The 18332-nt window shown below is 64.8% G+C and carries 15 protein-coding genes; 9 read left to right on the top strand and 6 right to left on the bottom strand.

The window, feature by feature from the left end; translation table 11 throughout:
• Window positions 1-10: 10 nt before the first annotated feature.
• From glgB to PQ467_RS14575, 9 genes are all read left to right on the top strand, one after another.
• A complete protein-coding gene (glgB, locus tag PQ467_RS14615; RefSeq protein WP_274174102.1) occupies window positions 11-2182 on the top strand; it encodes a 1,4-alpha-glucan branching protein GlgB in 2172 nt (723 codons plus the stop codon).
• 13 nt (window positions 2183-2195) lie between these two features.
• Window positions 2196-3461 carry a glucose-1-phosphate adenylyltransferase gene (glgC, locus tag PQ467_RS14610; RefSeq protein WP_274174101.1) on the top strand — a complete coding sequence of 422 codons (1266 nt, stop codon included), beginning with the start codon at window positions 2196-2198 and terminating at the stop codon, window positions 3459-3461.
• 13 nt (window positions 3462-3474) lie between these two features.
• On the top strand, window positions 3475-4989 hold the full coding sequence (gene glgA, locus PQ467_RS14605; RefSeq protein ID WP_274174100.1) for a glycogen synthase GlgA: 1515 nt from the start codon (window positions 3475-3477) through the stop codon (window positions 4987-4989).
• On the top strand, window positions 4986-6638 hold the full coding sequence (locus PQ467_RS14600; protein WP_274174099.1) for an alpha-D-glucose phosphate-specific phosphoglucomutase: 1653 nt from the start codon (window positions 4986-4988) through the stop codon (window positions 6636-6638). The genes glgA and PQ467_RS14600 overlap by 4 nt, the downstream gene beginning before the upstream one ends.
• A complete protein-coding gene (gene glgX, locus PQ467_RS14595; RefSeq protein WP_274174098.1) occupies window positions 6638-8419 on the top strand; it encodes a glycogen debranching protein GlgX in 1782 nt (593 codons plus the stop codon). Before PQ467_RS14600 ends, glgX begins: the two co-directional genes overlap by 1 nt.
• Before the next feature lie 68 nt (window positions 8420-8487).
• Window positions 8488-9186, top strand: a complete 699-nt coding sequence (locus tag PQ467_RS14590) for a PadR family transcriptional regulator (protein WP_274174097.1) — start codon at window positions 8488-8490, stop codon at window positions 9184-9186.
• A gap of 247 nt (window positions 9187-9433) precedes the next feature.
• Complete coding sequence (locus tag PQ467_RS14585) at window positions 9434-9826, top strand: c-type cytochrome (protein WP_274174096.1); 393 nt, start codon at window positions 9434-9436, stop codon at window positions 9824-9826.
• A gap of 95 nt (window positions 9827-9921) precedes the next feature.
• On the top strand, window positions 9922-10617 hold the full coding sequence (locus PQ467_RS14580) for a TonB family protein (RefSeq protein WP_274174095.1): 696 nt from the start codon (window positions 9922-9924) through the stop codon (window positions 10615-10617).
• A gap of 53 nt (window positions 10618-10670) precedes the next feature.
• The gene (locus PQ467_RS14575; protein ID WP_274174094.1) at window positions 10671-11111 is read left to right on the top strand and encodes a DUF2721 domain-containing protein; all 441 of its coding nucleotides are present in this window, start codon (window positions 10671-10673) and stop codon (window positions 11109-11111) included.
• A 405-nt stretch (window positions 11112-11516) separates the two neighbouring features.
• Here PQ467_RS14575 and PQ467_RS14570 read toward each other — a convergent pair whose 3' ends face one another.
• Genes PQ467_RS14570 through cpaB form a run of 6 tightly spaced genes read right to left on the bottom strand, consistent with a single transcriptional unit; the run spans window position 11517 to window position 18306 of the window.
• Entirely contained in the window at window positions 11517-12536 is a 1020-nt protein-coding gene (locus PQ467_RS14570; protein ID WP_274174093.1) for a type II secretion system F family protein, read from the bottom strand.
• 12 nt (window positions 12537-12548) lie between these two features.
• Window positions 12549-13520 (bottom strand): type II secretion system F family protein, encoded by a 972-nt coding sequence (locus PQ467_RS14565; RefSeq protein WP_274174092.1) that lies wholly within the window; start codon window positions 13518-13520, stop codon window positions 12549-12551.
• A gap of 1 nt (window position 13521) precedes the next feature.
• On the bottom strand, window positions 13522-14808 hold the full coding sequence (locus PQ467_RS14560; protein ID WP_274174091.1) for a pilus assembly protein CpaE: 1287 nt from the start codon (window positions 14806-14808) through the stop codon (window positions 13522-13524).
• A gap of 3 nt (window positions 14809-14811) precedes the next feature.
• Complete coding sequence (locus PQ467_RS14555; RefSeq protein ID WP_274174090.1) at window positions 14812-15447, bottom strand: CpaD family pilus assembly protein; 636 nt, start codon at window positions 15445-15447, stop codon at window positions 14812-14814.
• A gap of 23 nt (window positions 15448-15470) precedes the next feature.
• Window positions 15471-17177 carry a type II and III secretion system protein family protein gene (locus PQ467_RS14550; protein WP_443192951.1) on the bottom strand — a complete coding sequence of 569 codons (1707 nt, stop codon included), beginning with the start codon at window positions 17175-17177 and terminating at the stop codon, window positions 15471-15473.
• A gap of 16 nt (window positions 17178-17193) precedes the next feature.
• Window positions 17194-18306 (bottom strand): Flp pilus assembly protein CpaB, encoded by a 1113-nt coding sequence (cpaB, locus tag PQ467_RS14545; protein ID WP_274174089.1) that lies wholly within the window; start codon window positions 18304-18306, stop codon window positions 17194-17196.
• Between the last annotated feature and the right edge of the window lie 26 nt (window positions 18307-18332).

The raw sequence follows: 18332 nt of genomic DNA, 5'->3' as shown, positions 1-18332 counted from the left end.
TAATAATTCAGTGAAGCCCGACCCGACCGCGATTGCTGCCCTGCTCGATGGATCGCACGGCGATCCCTTTTCCCTGTTGGGGCCGCATGAGGGGCCGGAGGGCACCTTTGTCCGCGCCGTTCTGCCCGGGGCGCAGGTCGCGGTGGCCTGCGCGCTGGACGGGACGGAGCTGGGCGAACTGGCGCTGGTCGATGAGCGGGGCCTGTTTGAAGGCGTGATTGCCGGGGCGCCGCAACCCTTGCGCTATCGCGTCGGGGCGCTGGGCGCGCATTGGTTTGTCGAGGATGCCTTTTCCTATGGCCCGGTGCTGGGGCCGCTCGATGATTATCTGATCAACGAAGGGCATCACCTGCGCCTGTTCGACAAGCTGGGCGCGCATTGCATCGAGCATGAGGGCAGCGAGGGCGTCCATTTTGCCGTGTGGGCGCCCAATGCCGCGCTGGTCAGCGTGGTGGGCGATTTCAATGGTTGGGACCACCGCCGCCACCCGATGCGCCGCCGGGCCGACATCGGGGTATGGGAAATCTTCGTGCCCTCCGTGGGCGTTGGGGCGGCGTATAAATACCGCATCGTTGCCGCCGATGGCACGGTGTTGCCCTTGAAGGCCGACCCGTGGGGGCAGGCAGGCGAATTGCGCCCCTCCACCGCCAGCCTGACCGCGCATCCGGTCAAGCAGGATTGGGGCGATGCCGATCACCGCGACTATTGGGCCAAGGTCGACCCGCGCCGCGCGCCGATCAGCATCTATGAGGTCCACGCCGGATCATGGATGCGCGACGAGGAGGACTGGTTCCTCGATTGGGACGCCATGGCGGAAAAGTTGATCCCCTATGCGGTGGACATGGGCTTTACCCATATCGAATTCCTGCCGATTGCCGAACATCCCTATGATCCGTCATGGGGTTATCAGACGCTGGGCCTGTTTGCCCCTTCGGCGCGTTTTGGCCCGCCTCAAGGCTTTGCCCGCTTTGTCGATGGGGCGCATCGGGCCGGGATCGGTGTGCTGGTCGATTGGGTGCCGGCGCATTTCCCCACCGATGCGCATGGGCTGGCGCGGTTTGACGGCACGGCGCTCTATGAACACGATGATCCGCGGCTGGGCTTTCACCCGGACTGGAACACCGCGATCTATAATTTCGGGCGGCGGGAAGTGTCCTCCTTCCTCGTCAACAATGCGCTGTTCTGGGCCGAGCGGTATCATGTCGATGGCCTTCGCGTCGATGCGGTGGCCTCGATGCTGTACCGCGATTACAGCCGCAAGGCGGGCGAATGGATCCCCAACGAGGCGGGCGGACGCGAGAACTGGGAGGCGGTGGAGTTCCTGCGCGCGGTCAATCGGGCGATCTACAGCCAGTTTCCCGGCTTCTTCACCGTGGCCGAGGAATCGACCGCTTGGCCGGGTGTGACGCTGCCTGCGGTGGATGAAAACCGCAGCGCGCTGGGGTTCGGGTTCAAGTGGAACATGGGCTTCATGCATGACACGCTGCGCTATATGGCGCGCGATCCCATCCACCGGCGCCATCACCATAACGACATCACTTTTGGCCTGATGTATGCCTTTGCAGAGAATTTCGTGCTGGCCATCAGCCATGACGAGGTGGTCCATGGCAAGGGCAGCCTGATCAACAAGATGTCGGGCGATGCATGGCAGAAATTCGCCAATTTGCGCGCCTATTACGGGTTGATGTGGGGCTATCCGGGCAAGAAGCTGCTGTTCATGGGGCAGGAATTTGCGCAACTTCGCGAATGGAGCGAGGAGCGCAGCCTCGACTGGGACCTGTTGGCCGATCCCGCGCATGAAGGGATGCGCAGCCTCGTGCGCGATCTCAACCATGCCTATCGCGCCACGCCCGCGCTCCACGCCCGCGATTGCGAGGGCGAGGGGTTTGAATGGCTGGTGGTCGATGATGCGCTGGCCAGCGTCTTTGCATGGATCAGAAAGGCGCCCGATGCCGCGCCCGTTGTTGTCATCTGCAACATGACGCCCCAGGTGCATGGCTCCTACCGCCTGCCTTTGCCGCGCGATGGGGTGTGGCGCGAAATAATCAACACCGATGCAACCATTTATGGCGGCACGGGCTTGGGCAATATGGGGCAGGTTGAGGCGCAAAACGGCGCGGCGTTGGTCACGCTGCCGCCATTGGCCACGATTATGCTGGAATGGAACGAAGCTGCGGCGTGAATGGGAGGGTATAATGCGCGATACAAGTAGCCAGCCTCTGGCTCGTGAGGCGATGGCTTATGTCTTGGCCGGGGGGCGGGGCAGCAGGCTTAAGGAACTGACCGACAATCGCGCCAAACCTGCGGTCTATTTCGGGGGGATGAGCCGGATCATCGACTTTGCCCTGTCGAACGCGATCAATTCGGGCATCCGCCGCATTGGTGTGGCCACGCAGTACAAGGCCCACAGCCTGATCCGCCACATGAACCGCGCGTGGAATTTCATGCGCCCGGAACGTAACGAGAGCTTCGACATCCTGCCCGCCAGCCAGCGCGTATCGGAAACCCAGTGGTACGAAGGCACCGCCGACGCCGTTTACCAGAACATCGACATCATCGAGAGCTATGGTCCCAAATATATGGTCATCCTGGCGGGTGATCATATTTACAAGATGGACTATGAATTGATGCTGCGCCAGCATGTGAACAGCGGCGCGGATGTGACGATCGGCTGCCTTGTCGTGCCGCAAAAGGAGGCCAGCGGTTTTGGCGTGATGGCGGTGGACGGCAATGACGTGATCACCGATTTCGTCGAAAAGCCGATCAATCCGCCCGAAATTCCGGGCAAGCCGGGCTGGTCGTTGGCGTCGATGGGCATTTATGTGTTTGACACCAAATTCCTGTTCGAACTGCTGCGCGAGGATGCCGCCAATCCGATCAGCACGCATGATTTCGGCAATGACCTCATCCCCAGGATCGTCAAGGGCGGCAAGGCGGTCGCGCACCGCTTTACCGAAAGCTGTGTGCGCGCGGCGGATGAAATAGGCGAATATTGGCGCGATGTCGGCACGCTGGATGCTTATTTCGAGACCAATCTCGATTTGACCGATACGGTGCCGATGCTCAACATGTATGATCGCGATTGGCGTATCTGGACCGATCAGGTCGTTGCTGCGCCTGCGAAATTCGTGCATGACGAGGAAGGGCGACGAGGGGCGGCGGTGCGTTCGCTGATCTCGCAGGACTGCATTGTCTCGGGGGCCACGGCCTATCGCTCGCTGTTGTTTACGGGGGTCAAGATGGGCAGTTGGTCGGCGGTCGAGGAAGCGGTGATCCTGCCCTATTGCAACATCGGGCGGCATGCCAGACTGTCGCGCGTCATCATCGATTCGGGCGTTCGCATCCCCGAAGGCCTGGTGGTGGGCGAAGACCCCGAGTTGGACGCCAAGCGGTTCCGCCGCACGGAAAACGGCGTCTGCCTGATCACCAAGCCGATGATCCAGGCGCTGGACCTGGATTGAGGGATTGCAAGCCGTGACCCTGCGCGTCCTCAGCCTCGCCTCGGAGGCCGTGCCCTTCATCAAGACCGGCGGGCTGGCCGATGTGGCGGGCGCGCTGCCCGCTGCGGTGGCGCCCCACGGGGTGGCGATGACGACGATGCTGCCGGGCTATCCGGGGGTGCTGGCGCGGCTGGCCACGCAATATCCGGCGGCCAAATCGAAACGGGCCAAGGCTGCGGGGCCAAAGGTGCTCCATGAATGGGAGACGATCTTTGGCCACCGCGCCCGCCTGCTGGCCGGGACGCTGGATGGCACGGCGGATGGCGCGCCGCTGCTGGTGCTTGATTGCCCCAGCCTGTTTGACCGCCCCGGCGGCCCCTATGGCAATGAGGCGGGGCAGGACTGGGCCGATAATGGGATGCGCTTTGCCGTGTTTGCGCGGGCGGCGGCCGATGTGGCGGGCGGGATTGTGGCGGGGATGGATTTTGATCTCCTCCATGCCCATGACTGGCAGGCGGGTCTGGCGCCGGCCTATCTCAAATTCGCGCCCTGTGGCGGGCGTTCCGTCCCCAGCATCATGACCATCCACAACATGGCGTTTCAGGGCCATTTCCCCGCTGCGCTGTTTCATCAGATCGGCCTGCCCGCATCGGCCTGGGCGGTGAACGGGGTGGAATATCACGGCGGCGTGGGCCTGTTGAAGGCGGGGCTGGAGTCGGCCCATGCGATCACCACCGTTTCGCCCACCTATGCGCTGGAAATCCGCGAGCCGCATTTCGGCATGGGGCTCGAAGGGCTGATCCGCAGCCGGGGCGCGCAGGTCCACGGCATCGTCAACGGCATCGACCCGGCCGAATGGAACCCGGCCACCGACAAGGCGATCAAAAGCCCGTTTACCGCGCGAACCCTGGCCAAGCGGGCGGCCAACAAGCGCGCGCTGGAGGCCGAATTCGGGCTTGATCGCGACGATGGCCCGCTTTTCATCGTGGTCAGCCGCCTGACATGGCAAAAGGGCATGGATGTGCTGGCCCAATGCATCGACCATCTGGCGGGGCTGGGCGGGCGTCTGGCGCTGCTGGGTTCGGGCGATGCGGGGCTGGTGGGCGAATTGTCGGCCGCCGCCGCGCGCCATCCGGGGCGCATTGCGGTGCGCATCGGCTATGACGAGGCGCTCTCGCACCGGATGCAGGCGGGGGGCGATGCCATCCTTGTGCCCAGCCGGTTCGAGCCTTGCGGCCTGACGCAATTGTATGGTCTGGCCTATGGCTGCGTGCCGGTGGTGGCGCGCACCGGGGGGCTGGCCGATACGGTGGTCGATGCCAATCTGGCCGCGATCAAGGCCGGGGCGGCCACGGGCGTCCAATTTTCAACGGTCGATTATTCCTCGCTTTCGGGCGCGATCACCCGTGCAATCTCGCTGTATTCCCAGCATGATGTCTGGCGCGCGATGCAAAAGGCCGGGATGCTCGCCGACTTTACCTGGCGTCAATCCGGCGCCGCCTATGCGCAATTATACCGATCCATCGCTTTGGAGAATTCGCCAGCATGACCGCATCGATCGCGACCCCGCAGATCATCACTCAGGCCACCCAGCCGATTGCAGGACAAAAGCCGGGCACTTCAGGCCTGCGCAAGAAGGTGAAGGTCTTTGCCCAGCCCAATTACGCGGAAAACTTTATCCAGAGCGTGTTCGACGTGGTCGAGCGGGGCGATGGCGCGACTTTGGTGATCGGCGGCGACGGGCGCTATCACAACCGCACCGTGATCCAGCAGGCGATCCGCATGGCCGCCGCCAATGGCTATGGCCGCGTGCTGGTGGGGCAGGGGGGCATCCTTTCGACGCCTGCAGCCTCCAACGTCATCCGCCAATATGGCGCCAGCGGCGGGCTGGTGCTTTCGGCCAGCCACAATCCGGGCGGGCCGGACGAGGATTTCGGCATCAAGTATAACATCGCCAACGGCGGCCCCGCGCCCGAGGGCGTGACCGAGGCGATCTATCAGCGCACCACGGAGATTACCGAGTGGCGCGCGGTGGATACGGCCGACATTGATCTCGACACGCTGGGCGTGGTCGATGTGGCGGGCATGGCGGTCGAGGTGATCGACAGCGTGGCCGACTATGCCGCATTGATGGAAAAGCTCTTCGATTTCGGAGCGATCCGGGCGGCCGTCGCGGGCGGGCTGACGATGAGCTTTGATGCGATGCATGCCGTCACCGGCCCCTATGCGCATGAGATTTTGGAAAAGCGCCTCGGCTTTGCGCCCGGCACGGTGAAGAATGGCGTGCCGCTGGAGGATTTCGGCGGGCATCATCCGGACCCCAACATGGTCCATGCCCATGAATTGTTTGAAACGATGTTTGGCCCCGATGCGCCCGATTTTGGCGCGGCATCGGATGGCGATGGCGACCGCAATCTGATCGTCGGGCGCGGGATTTTTGTGACCCCTTCGGACAGCCTCGCGATGCTGGCGGCGAACGCGCATCTGGCGTCTGCCTATGCGGGGGGGCTGAAGGGCATTGCGCGCAGCATGCCGACCAGCGCGGCGGCGGACCTTGTGGCGCAGAGTCTGGGCATTCCCGCCTTTGAAACGCCGACAGGCTGGAAATTCTTCGGCAATCTGCTGGATGCGGGCATGGCCACGATCTGCGGCGAGGAAAGCGCAGGGACCGGCAGCGACCATGTGCGCGAAAAGGACGGGCTGTGGGCGGTGCTGCTCTGGCTCAACATTCTGGCCGTGAGGAAGCAGCCGGTGGCGCAGATTGCCGCCGAGCATTGGGCCCAGTTCGGGCGCAATTACTATGCCCGCCACGATTATGAGGGCCTGCCGACCGAGGCAGCCAACGCGCTGATGGCGGAGTTGAACGGTGCGCTGCCCACCTTGCCGGGGCAGGTGTTTGAGGGGCTGACCATCGAGACGGCGGACAATTTCGCCTATACCGATCCGGTCGATGGTTCGGTGTCCACCAATCAGGGCGTGCGCATCCTGTTCGTGGGCGGCAGCCGCATCGTCTTCCGCCTGTCCGGCACGGGGACGGAAGGGGCAACCCTGCGCGTCTATCTTGAACGCTATGAGCCGGTTGGCGGCGATCTGGCGGGTGAAACGCCGGTCAAGCTGGCCGATCTGATTGCCGCGGCCGATGGCATCGCGGGCATCACGCGCCACACCGGGCGGACCGAGCCCAGCGTCATCACCTGATGGCGCGTTACGGCGCGTGGGTGGATGCGGGCGCGACCCATTTCGCGGTGCGCGCCCCGCTGGCCGATGCGGTGTGCCTCTGCCTGTTTGACGGGCAGGCAGAGCGGCGGATCGCGATGGTCCGTGATGGCGACGACTGGCGCGTCAGCCTGCCGGGGAACCGGGCAGGCGCGCGCTATGGCTATCGCGCCGAGGGGGCTTGGGATCCGCAAAACGGGCGCTGGTTTGATCCAGCCAAATTGTTGGTTGATCCCTATGCGGTGGAATTGGATCGCCGCTTTGTTCAGGACCCGGCGCTCGCGCTCTATGGCGCGGAGACGGGGGCGATTGTGCCCCGCGCGATTGTGCCGGGCGAGACGCCTCCGACCGCGCCCCAGCCTCCTTGTTTCAAGGCAGGGGGGGTGATCTATGAGGTCAATGTGCGTGGCTTTACCCTGCTGCACCCCGATGTGCCCGAGGCGCAGCGCGGGACGGTGGCGGCGCTGGCGCATCCCGCGATCATCGCGCATTTAAAAATACTGGGCGTGGGCGCGGTGGAACTGATGCCGATTGTGGCCTGGCTGGATGAGCGCCATTTGCCGCCGCTGGGCCTGCGCAATTTCTGGGGCTATAATCCGGTGGCGATGATGGCGCTGGACCCCGGCCTGTGCCCCGGCGGGGTGGCGGAATTGCGCGAGACGGTGGCGGCGCTGCGGGCCGAAGGGATCGGGGTGATTCTCGATCTGGTGTTCAACCATACCGGTGAGAGCGATGTGCTGGGCGGGGTGGTGTCGCTGCGCGGGCTGGACAATGCGGCCTATGCTCATGGGGCCGATGGGGCGCTGGTCAATGATACGGGCTGCGGCAATACGCTCGATTTTGCCTATGCGCCGGTGCGCGAATTGACGCTGGCGGCGCTGCGGCATTTTGTGGCCACCTGCGGGGTGGATGGGTTTCGCTTCGATCTGGCGCCGGTCCTCGCGCGCGGGCCGGGGTTTGATGCCGATGCGCCGATCTTTGCCGCCATCGCCGCCGATCCCCTGCTGGCCGATCGGGTGATGATTGCCGAGCCATGGGATATTGGCCCGGGCGGCTATCAGTTGGGGCGGTTTCCGGCGGGCTGGCTGGAATGGAACGATGTGTTTCGCGATGATGTCCGCCGGTTCTGGAAGGGCGAGGGGGCGTTGGGAGCTCTGGCCACGCGCATGGCGGGCAGCGCCGATGTGTTTGGCGAGCAGCAATGCCGCAGCGTAAATTTCCTCGCCGCCCATGACGGGTTCACGCTGGCCGATCTGGTCGCCTATGAACAGCGCCACAACCACGCCAATGGCGAGGATAATCGCGATGGGCATGGCGAGAATCACAGCTGGAACTGCGGGGTGGAGGGGCCAAGCACGTCGCCCGAGGTGATGGCCCGGCGCGGGGCTGATGTGCGCGCGCTGCTGGCCACCTTGTTTGCCTCCACCGGCACAATCATGCTGACCGCAGGCGACGAATTTGGCCGGAGCCAGCAGGGCAACAACAATGCCTATTGTCAGGACAGCGCGATCGGCTGGGTTGATTGGGCCGCGCGGGACGAGGCGCTGGAGGATTATGTCGCGGCGCTTTCGGCCCGGCGGCGGGCCGGGGATTTCGCGCAATTTCCGCGTGATGGACGCTGGTTGCGGCGCGATGGGGCGGCGATGGCGGCGGCGGATTGGGAGGCGGCGGGCGCGGGCTATGTCGCCTATGTTTCCGATGATCCGCACAGGGTGCAATCATGGCGGATTGACCGGGAAAACAGGCGCGCCGAAATTTTATAAAGATATATCTTGAATGATTTTGTAATTCTCCTACATTCGGCTTCATGACCGATATAAAGGAGTATGCCATGTTCGGATCGAGCATTGGAAATCATTGGGGAAAACACGGGCGCCGGGGCGCCCACGGCTTTGGCCATCACGGCCATCATCATGGACACCACGGCCCGCATGGGCGCTTTGCCGCAGGGTTTGATGGCGGGTTTGAAGGCGGGCCATTCGGGCGCGGCGGTTTCGGCGGCGGCGGTTTTGGCGGCCCCCGTGGCGGCGGTGGCTTTGGTGGCGGGCGCGGCTTTGGCGGGCGCCGTGGCAAGCTGTATGACGGCGACGAATTGCGCCTGCTGGTCCTCGCGCTGCTGGCCGATGCGCCCCAGCACGGCTATCAGATCATCCGCGCCTTTGCGGAAAAGTCTGGCGGCGCCTATCAGCCCAGCCCCGGCGTGCTGTACCCGCTGCTGGTGATGCTGAGCGAGATGGAACTGGTGGTCGAGGTGGACACTGCCGGGGGCAAGCGCCGCCTGTTTGCCATCAGCGACCTTGGCCGCGCCGAAATCGAGGGCAAGGGCGAGCAAATCGAGGCGTTGTTCGCGCGTCTCAAGGCCTTGGCCGCGCAGGCCGAGCGGACCGATGGTGCGCCTGTGCGCCGCGCGGTCCACAATCTGCGCGCTGCCGTCATGGAGCGTCTGGGGCGCGACGGGGCGGGCGAGGATCTGCCTTTCGAGGTGGCGCGGATCATCGATGAGGCCACGCAAAAGATCGAAAGATTGTAAATCCCATTCAGCGCGCCGACAGCCAATATGTCCGATATTCAGGCGACAGCGCAAAACTGCGCATTGTGGGGCGCGGGGCGGCAGGGCCAGAGCGAAGGGTGCAGGATCGTGTTGTTTATGAACACGATCGGGCCTTTCTCAACGCTTGCTTTCCCCGCCACTTTGCGGGCATGAGCGCCCACGAAACGAATGGTCGGAGTGATTCTGCATTTCCGGGCATGCCGCTTGAAAAGAGGATGTAAAGACGATGTCGCGACTGTTTACCCCCGCTGCCGCGCTGGTGGCCGCCGCCACGATGGCTCTGGGTTTTGCCGCTCCTGCTGCTGCTGCCGGTGATCCTGCCAAGGGTGCGGCCTCGTTCAAGACCAAGTGCCAGCTGTGCCATGTGGTCGGCGCGGGCCAGAAGGGCACCATGGCCCCCAACCTGCTGGGCGTGGTGGGCCGCAAGGCCGGTTCGACCGATTTCGCGATGTATTCGCCCCAGCTCAAGGCCTATGGCAAGGTGTGGACCCCGGCGCTGATCGATCAGTGGATTGCCGGTCCGACCAAGCTGGTGCCCGGCAGCCGCATGGCGATGGTCATCCCCGATGCGACCGAGCGCGCCAACATCGTGGCCTATCTGGGCACGCTGAAGAAGTAAGCCTGTTTCAGGTTTCGCATAAGGGGGCGGAAGGCTTGGGCTTTCCGCCCCCTTTGTGTTGGTGCCCGACGGGGCGTTGGTGCTAGAGCCGGGGCATGGAGCCATCTTCCCCTCGAACGCGCCTTGGCGCCGCCGTGCTGGCGGGCGGGGTGCAGCTTGTGGTGCTGCTGGCTTTGCTGGGGCTGGGGCGCGGGGTGGATGGGCTGCGCAATGGGGCGGCGGGCGCGATGGCCAGCATCGATTTCACCCTGCCGCCGCCGCCATCCTCACCGCCGCCCAAACCGCAATCCAGCCCGCAGGCCGCCGCGCCCAAGGGAGCCGCCGGCGAAAAGGCGGTGCCGCGCGCGGTGGTCGCGCCCAAGGCCGTTGTGGCGCTGCGCCCGGTTGTTGCGCCCCCTGTGGCCAGCACCGGGGCGGCGCAATCGTCCGGCGCCAGCACCGGGGCCGGAACCGGCGCGGCATCATCGGGCGAGGGCGGCGGCACGGGGGGCTCGGGCATGGGGCAGGGCGGGGGCGGCCCTGCGGTCAAGATCGCCGGAACCATCGCCGCCCGGGATTATCCGCGTGAAGGGGCGGCGGCGCGTTTGGGCGATTATGTCATCGTGGCGATCACGGTGGGCGCCGATGGCCGCCCGACCGCCTGCCGCGTCCATCGGCCCAGCCGCGATCCCGCAGCCGACGCGCTGACATGCCGGATGGCGATGGAGCGTTTTCGTTTCAACCCCGCGCGCGACGGGGCCGGGCGCGCGGTCGAATCGGTTTTCGGGTGGAAACAAAGCTGGTTCCTGTGAATTGGAATGGCCGGGCCTTGGGTTTGGCCATGGCTTGAATTATGCAGAGGCCCATGATCGCGCATACCATCCAGCTTGCCCTTGCCCCGGTTTTCGTTCTGGTGGCGATCGGCAATATCATGAACATCCTGTCCACCCGGCTGGGTCGGATTGTTGACCGGGCGCGCGCTTTGCAAAAACTGTACGGCGAAACCACCGGGGCCGCGCATGACATTGTGGTGCTGGAAATGCGCCAGGTCGATCTGCGTATCCAATTGAATACCAAGGCCATTCGCGTGCTGGTGATGTCGGGCCTGTGCATTGGGCTGACGGTGGCGATCCTGTTTCTGGAGGAAATGGTGTCGGTGCCGCTCGAACGCGTGGCGGCGGGGGGCTTTCTGATTTCGGTGGCGCTGTTGATGTGGGGCCTGTGGCTGTTCCTGCGCGAGACCCAGATTGCCGCCGAGATCCTGCGCATTCCCGAGCAATATCTCGAATCGCATCGTCAGATTTAGGGCGGGCATAGCCGCGCCTCCGCGGGCCAATGCGGATAAGAGGCCGCGTATGCATGGCCGTGGACCGGCAGGCATGGCGGGCCGCCTTGGTGCGCAAGGGCGGCGCTTTGGCGCTGTGGCGAAGGGCAGGGCAAACGCCAATGTCCCTGCTCGGCCCTCATCAGCCGGGTGGATGGCGGGCGGGCTCGCAGGCATCCGTCCATCCTTTTGATCCCGCTGGCTTTTTGGCGGTTGGGTGCGCTGGCGACTGGGATGTCGCCGCCCTTGCCCCACAACGCCTGCCGGTCCTCCCTTGCCGGGGCCGATGGGGGGCTGTCGACGGCCCCCGATGCGGATCACGGCGCGGGATGGTGGCGGCTTATAACCGGATAGGTTTGCTGTAGGACAGCGTTTTTGTTCGCAGGCTTACTTTTTCGTCGCCGCCGGGCCGCTGCTGAAGGCGTCGGCAATCGAGCAGGCCGCCGGGCCAAGGATGACGATGAACAGCACCGGCAGGATGAACAGGATCAGCGGCACGGTCATGATCGCGGGCAGACGGGCGGCCTTTTCCTCGGCGCGCATCATGCGTTCGTTGCGGAATTCGGCCGACAGCACGCGCAGCGCCGAGGCCAGCGGCGTGCCGTAGCGCTCGGTCTGGATCATCGTCGTCACCACCCCGCGCACCGAATCCAGCGCCACGCGATAGGCAAGGTTTTCAAAGGCTTGGCGGCGTTCGGACAGGAAGGACAGCTCGATGGCGGTCAGCGCGAATTCATCGCCCAGTTCGGGATAGGCCCGGCCCAGTTCCTTGGCCACGCGCGAAAAGGCCGCGTCCACCGTCAGGCCCGCCTCGGCGCAGATCACCAGCAGGTCGAGCGCATCGGGCAGACCCTTGCGGATCGCGGCGGTGCGCTTGGTGATCATATTCTGGACATAGATGTCGGGGCCTTTGTAGCCGCCGACGACCGCAGCCGCAAAGCCCATGAATTTCTTGAAATCGCTCCACAGCGGGAAATAATTGATCCAATAGATCACGATGGCCGCCAGCCCGCCCAGAATGATCGGCGCCACCATGCGGCCAAAGATGATCGCGACCGCCCATTCCTTGTTGCGGATGCCCGCCTGCGCCAGCTTTTGCTGGGCATCGGCCAACTGGCTGTCCTGCAGTACCTTGAGCTTGTTGAGGATCGAGCGGATGGCGTCGGTCGTATCGGAGCGGCGGACGATCTGGGCGCGTTTTTTGGGCGTGTGGGCCATGATGCCCGCCTTCAACTGCTCGCGCCGCTCGTTCAGAGCCTTGACCCGCTTTTGCATCGGATCGCGCACGGTCAGGGCGGCATAGATCGCCACCATCACCATGATCGCGGCCACACCGGCCAGCAGCGTGCCGATGAAAAACACGTCAAAGCCCAGAATATGGGGGTGGGTTGCGGCTGCCTGTTCCATCGCGGTCCCCCTTTAGATCTCGAAGCTGACCATTTTGGCCATGATGAACACGCCGATGCCCATCCATGTCAGCCCGCCCAGCCCGGTGATGATCAGGCGATCATCGGAGAAAAACCCGGCCAGATATTGCGGATTGACCCAATTGATCATCAAAAACACCATGAAGGGCAGCGAGCCGACGATATAGGCCGAGGCCTTCGATTCCGAACTCATCGCCCGGATCTTCAGCTTCATCTGGGCGCGCTTGCGCAGGACATCGGCCAGATTGCCCAGCGTTTCGGCCAGATTGCCGCCCGTTTCGCGCTGGATGGCGATGGTGATGCAGAAAAAGTTGAATTCGGCCATGTTGAGCCGGTCGGCGGTGTCCTGCAACGCCTCGTCCATGCCCCGGCCGATCTTGATGCGTTCGGTCACCAGCTTGAATTCCTGACCCACAGGGCCGGGCACTTCGGTCGAGACGATGCCCAGCGTTTCGGTCACCGGAAGCCCTGAGCGCAGGCCGCGCACCAGCAGTTCGATGGCATCGGGAAACTTGGCGGTGAAATCATCATAGCGTTTGCGGATGAGATAGCCCACCACCATATGCGGCACGCCCGCCCCCACCAGCAGCCCCACCATCAGCGCCAGCATCGGCGAGCCGGTCTTGAGCCAGAGCAGCAGCGTCACCACCGCCGTCAAGGCGCCCGAGGCCTGAAGATATTGCTGGACGGTCCATGTCTTGCCCGCGCGGTGCAGGCGCAGCGCCAGCATTTCGAGCTGGGAACGCGGGCCGCCATCGCTGCTGATCGTCGGGCGGCGCTGGGCCAGAGCGCGGCGCATCTGGGCCTCGACCTTGTCGGTGGCGCTTTCGGAATGGCGGAAACGCACCGATTGCAACCGGCGCGCGCCTTCCTTGGCCGGCGACGGCCCGCCAAAGGCCAGCGCCAGCAGCATCAGCACGCCGCCTGCGCCAAAGGTGATCAGCAGGATCTGGACCGTGTCCATATCAGCGCGCCTTTTCCTTCGCCCCGTCCTTCTTGCCGCCCAGCAGGCTCATCAGGTCGATCTTGCCCAGCAGCGATTTGCGCTCGCTCGGGGCGCTGCCCTCCTTGGCCTCGACCGCGATCAGCGATTTGACCGAGAGCGCCAGATCGCGCAGCGCCGCGCCCGCCTTGGTGGCGCGGTTGGCCTCGGCAAAGGTCTGGCCCAGTTTCGCGCAATGGATCGCGGCCTTGGGGTCAAAGGGAATGACCACGTTGATCTTGCGTTCGATCGAGGCTTCGAAATCGGCCTTGCTGATTTCGGCCATGCCCGATTGGACGCGGTTGGCCACCACCATCACCTGGGCATGGGGCGCATTGGCGCGCAGCCACGAGAGGATGCGGATCGCATCGCGCGCGCCCGCCAGCGTCAGTTCCGTCACCAGCAGCACGACATTCACATCGGCCAGCACATGCGGAAAATTGATCAGCATGTTGCGGGGCAGGTCGATGACCGTATGCTCAAAGGCGTGGCGGAATTCCTCCTCCAGCCTGACAAAGGCCGAACCGTCGGTAAGCAGCGGATGGCTGATCGGCGCCTCGGCCGAGAGCAGCGAGAGATGCTCGCCCGCGCGGATCATCGCGCGTTCGATAAACAGGCCGTCGATGCGGCTGGGGTTTTCGATGGCATCGCTCAAGCCCCGGCCCGGCTCCAGATCAAGGGCCAGCGCGCCGGTGCCGAAATGGATGTCCAGATCGAGCAGGGCGGTGGGTTGCTTGTGGTCGGCGGAAAACAGCCATGCGATCGAACTGGCCACGGTCGAGGCGCCCACGCCCCCGCGCGTGCCGATGACGGCGGTGCTCAGATGCTGCGTGTCGGCCCCCGCCTCGGCGGCGCGCGGGGCGTTGAGCATGGATTGCGCCTGCATCAGCGCATCGCGCATCAGCCCCGCCGACAGCGGCTTGAGCAGGTAATCGTTGATGCCGCTGCCCAGCAGGTCGCGATAGAGGCGCACGTCATTGACCTGACCGATGGCAATGACCACCGTGCCCGGCTCGCATACCTCGGCCAGCGCGTTGATGTCGCCCAGCGGATCGCCGCTTTCCGACAGATCGACCACCAGAATGGCGGGCGAGGAGGAGACCGAAAGCGCCTGAACCGCGCTGCGCAACCCGCCGCGGGTGCATTTTTCCGGCGCCCAGCCGAAATCGGCGGCCAAGGGGCGCATCACGTCGAGCGTGGCATCATCGCAGACATAGGCGGCGAAACTGTCGCGCGACGGGGCCGATCCGGGTTTCCATGGTGCGTTCATGGCTTAATTGCCCCCTCCGGTGCCGACTTTCTTGACCGAGGTGCCGCCATCGCCCGAAGGTTTGGCCGCGCGATAGGCGTCGATGGCCTTGTTGCTGGTCATCACCACCGTCTGGCCCTTGCCCCTCGCACCGGCCAGCAGGTGATCGGGATCGGCCACCATCGCGGCCAGATTGCCGTTGACCGCGCAGCCGAAATTGCGGCTGGTGGCATTGTTGAAATTGGTTTCATTGTTATCGGCCCAATTGGGGCAGTTGGGTACGCTCGCCACCGCGCGCGTCACCACGATGCGCGCCATTCCGGCATTCACGCTGCCTTCGCCCACGGGCACCTCGCGGCTGATCTGAAGCCCGCGCCGCCCGACCAGATCGGAAAGCGCAGCCAGCGTCGCCTCGCTTTTGAGCGGGTCGTCGATCGCCACTCGGTCGCCATAGCGCAGACCCAGCGCGTCGAACCATCCCGACACCCGCTGCGCCTCGGCGCGCGAGAGGCCGCCCGGCCCGGTGATGACGTCAAGGGCAAAACTGTTGTGGCTCACCACCGGCTGGTTGACGCTGGACAGCATCCGGTTTTCCGCCACGCCCCCGCATGCCGAAAGCATCAGCGAAAGGCCCAAGGCGGCCAGAAGGGGAGAAGTCATCCTGTTCATCGCTGCTTCTCCTCTCAATTCAGGCTGAAGCCGGGTTGGCCGTCCTGGCCCGCCATGGCGCGTTCACCGGCCTTGACGGGCGGCGCGGCGCGGCCTTCCGCCTCGCTCACCTTTTTGGGCGGGGTCCCGCCGGTTTCGGCCGGTTTGAGGCTGGGCTTGGCGCGGTCCACGCCGCTCTTGCCATCGCTCAGCATGTTGGCGGCCACCTGTTGAATGTCATTGGCGGTCTGCATGCCGTCGGTGGGCAGCTTGATGTCGCCGTCATTGACCGGCTTGACCAGATAGGGGGTGATGACGATCACCAACTCGGTCTCGCCCTTGATAAAGCTGGTGGATTTGAACAAGGCGCCCAGGATCGGCAGGTCGCCCGCGCCGGGCATCTTCTGGATTGTGTTGCTGGCCTTGTTCTGCAGCAGGCCGCCGATCATCATGCTTTGCCCCGAACCCAGCTCGACCGAGGTTTCGGTGCGCCGGGTGGAAAGCGCGGGGATCGAATAGCCGTTGAGCGTGACCGCGCCCTGGCTCGACAGTTCGGAAACTTCGGGGCGCACGCGCATGCTGATCCGGCCATCGGACAGGACGGTGGGCGTAAAGCTCAGGCTGACGCCATATTTCTTGTATTCGATCGAGACGGTGCCCAGACCCGAGGAGATGGGGATCGGAAATTCGCCGCCCGCCAGAAACTCGCCCGTTTCGCCCGAGAGCGCAGTCATGTTGGGCTGGGCCAGCGTGGTGACCAGACCGATCTGTTCGCCCGCATCCAGCGTGCCCAGAATGTTGAGCCCGAACAGCGAGCCCGCCCCGGCCAGCGTGGTGGCGGTGGACAGCGCCGAGATCGAGGTGCCGTCCTTGGTCGTCGTGCCGGTCGGTGTGGTTACGTCATAGGTGGTCTTGCCCCCGACGCCCATGGGCGAGCCGGGAACATAGGTCGAGGCCGCCGCCCGGCCCTGCGAAACGCCGAACTGGAAGCCGTTGCTGCCATTGGCGATGCTGGTCAGATTGACGCCCAATTGCTTGGCCAGCGAGCGCGAGACTTCGGCGATGCGGACCTGCAGGTTGACCTGTAGCGGGGTGGCCGTCTTCAGGCGGGTGATGACATTGGCATCCTTGCCCAGAAAGGCGGTGACGAGGCGCTGGGCCTCGGCCGCATCCTCGGGCGCGCCCACGGTGCCGGTCAGCAGATAGGTGCTCGCGCTGAGCGTTGCCACGTTGATGTGCGATTCGGGCATGGCCACGCGCAGCATCTGGTCAACGCTGTCGATGTTGCTGGCCACGCGCACATTGGTTGACCAGATCACCTGGCCGGCGGCATTGCTGGCATAGATCGTGGTTTCGCCCGCGCTGCGGCCATAGACGTAAAGCTGGTTGTTCGATTTGACCTGAACGTCGGCAATCTTGTCATCGGCGACAAAGACATCCTTCATCGCAGAGGGCAGGTTGACCAGTTGTCCGCGACCCAGCGCCACCGCCATCGCCGCCGAAGGGCCGCTGATCGCCACGGGCGCATAGGGGCGCATGGTCTCGTGGCTGGGGCCGTTGACGGGGGCCATCATCGGGCGCGGGGTGGGCCTGGCGGTGGTTGCGGTCTTGGCCCCGGGTTTTTTGGCCGCATGGGCCGGGCCTGCGCTGAGACCGGCGGGCGCAAGGGCCGTCACGCAAACCGAGGCCAGCGCGATCGCGGCCAGCGGGCGAGAAAGGGGAAGGGTGAGGCGGTGTTGCATTCTGGGGCCTCTCATCTCAAGGTTGGGCCAGCGGGGCGGCCGCGCCGCCGCCAAAGGCATTGCCCGCTGCGCCCATGCCGTTGGCAATCGCCTGAACCGGCTGGCCGTTGGCGCCCATGGAAACGGTTTGCGTGTCGCGTCCGCGGATCACGCGCACGCCATTGCTGCTGGCGCGCGCCACGACCGGCGCGCCCATCGAGGGGGCTCCGCCCGCCGCCGCCATCACCGGGCCGCTGGGGGGCAGGGTGCGCTTTTGAAAGCGCGAGACTTCGGCGCCCGTGGTCATCGATTCGCCGCCCGATCCGCCAAAGGCCGAGGGGCGCGAAGCGGCGGCGAGCAGGCGGTTTTCATCCGCCTTGGACGCGCCTTCGGGCAGTTTGACCGCGCCATTGGCGATCGCCCGGTCCAGATCGCCCTGATTGTCGGCCAGGCTGCGCAGCGTCAGGCTGAGCGCGCCGACGGCCTGGGCCACCTCGATCTTTTCGGCGATCTTGGGCGTGACCTCCAGCGTGACCGTGTGGAAGGTGCGCACCACGGTCTTGCCCTCGTTGGTCTGGTTCTCGGTCGATTGGTCGGTGGCCAGCACGCGCAGATTGCGCAGGACGGTTTCCGTCACGTTAAGCGATTGTGCGTCGCCGCCATTGCCGCGAATGGTTTGCGTGAGCATGATGTCCACCCGGTCGCCCGGAAAGATGAAGCCGGCCACGCCCGACTTTTCCGAGACGGTGATCGTGATCGCGCGCATCCCCGCGCCCAGCGCCGCAGCCAGAAAGCCCCGGTCGCCCGGCGCCACCAGCGCGCCCTGCGTCAGCGGCTGGCCCGCGGTGATCGGATAGCGAACGACGGTGCCGATCAGCTTGTTCATGTCGATCTTGCCGTCAACGAAATAGGCTTCCTTCATCAGATTGCCGGGCCAATCCTGAAAATTGACCGCGTCGGCCGTGATGATCGTGCCGGGAGGCAACGCGCGCTGGGCCACCAGCACCTTGGGCCCGGTGGGCGCCACGGGCAGGGCCGCCTGAACGACAGGGGCCGCATTGCCGCCCGACAGCATGCTGCGGGCAGCAAGCGCTGTGCCGATCGCGATGACCATCGCGCCAATCAACAGCATCAGCCTTCGTCTATCCATTGCCGCACAAGCCCCTTACGCGTTTA

It is taken from the genome of Novosphingobium sp. KACC 22771 (genome assembly GCF_028736195.1).
Lineage (GTDB): Bacteria > Pseudomonadota > Alphaproteobacteria > Sphingomonadales > Sphingomonadaceae > Novosphingobium.
Note: the sequence above shows the minus strand (reverse complement) of the source record. Positions and strands in the feature narration are given on the sequence as shown.

Coding starts and splice junctions, on each gene's coding strand:
- glgC (WP_274174101.1), top strand. CDS start 2,196: ATGCGCGATACAAGTAGCCAGCCTCTGGCTCGTGAGGCGATGGCTTAT.
- PQ467_RS14600 (WP_274174099.1), top strand. CDS start 4,986: ATGACCGCATCGATCGCGACCCCGCAGATCATCACTCAGGCCACCCAG.
- glgX (WP_274174098.1), top strand. CDS start 6,638: ATGGCGCGTTACGGCGCGTGGGTGGATGCGGGCGCGACCCATTTCGCG.
- PQ467_RS14590 (WP_274174097.1), top strand. CDS start 8,488: ATGTTCGGATCGAGCATTGGAAATCATTGGGGAAAACACGGGCGCCGG.
- PQ467_RS14585 (WP_274174096.1), top strand. CDS start 9,434: ATGTCGCGACTGTTTACCCCCGCTGCCGCGCTGGTGGCCGCCGCCACG.
- PQ467_RS14580 (WP_274174095.1), top strand. CDS start 9,922: ATGGAGCCATCTTCCCCTCGAACGCGCCTTGGCGCCGCCGTGCTGGCG.
- PQ467_RS14575 (WP_274174094.1), top strand. CDS start 10,671: ATGATCGCGCATACCATCCAGCTTGCCCTTGCCCCGGTTTTCGTTCTG.
- PQ467_RS14570 (WP_274174093.1), bottom strand. CDS start 12,536: ATGGAACAGGCAGCCGCAACCCACCCCCATATTCTGGGCTTTGACGTG.
- PQ467_RS14565 (WP_274174092.1), bottom strand. CDS start 13,520: ATGGACACGGTCCAGATCCTGCTGATCACCTTTGGCGCAGGCGGCGTG.
- PQ467_RS14560 (WP_274174091.1), bottom strand. CDS start 14,808: ATGAACGCACCATGGAAACCCGGATCGGCCCCGTCGCGCGACAGTTTC.
- PQ467_RS14555 (WP_274174090.1), bottom strand. CDS start 15,447: ATGACTTCTCCCCTTCTGGCCGCCTTGGGCCTTTCGCTGATGCTTTCG.
- PQ467_RS14550 (WP_443192951.1), bottom strand. CDS start 17,177: ATGCAACACCGCCTCACCCTTCCCCTTTCTCGCCCGCTGGCCGCGATC.
- cpaB (WP_274174089.1), bottom strand. CDS start 18,306: ATGGATAGACGAAGGCTGATGCTGTTGATTGGCGCGATGGTCATCGCG.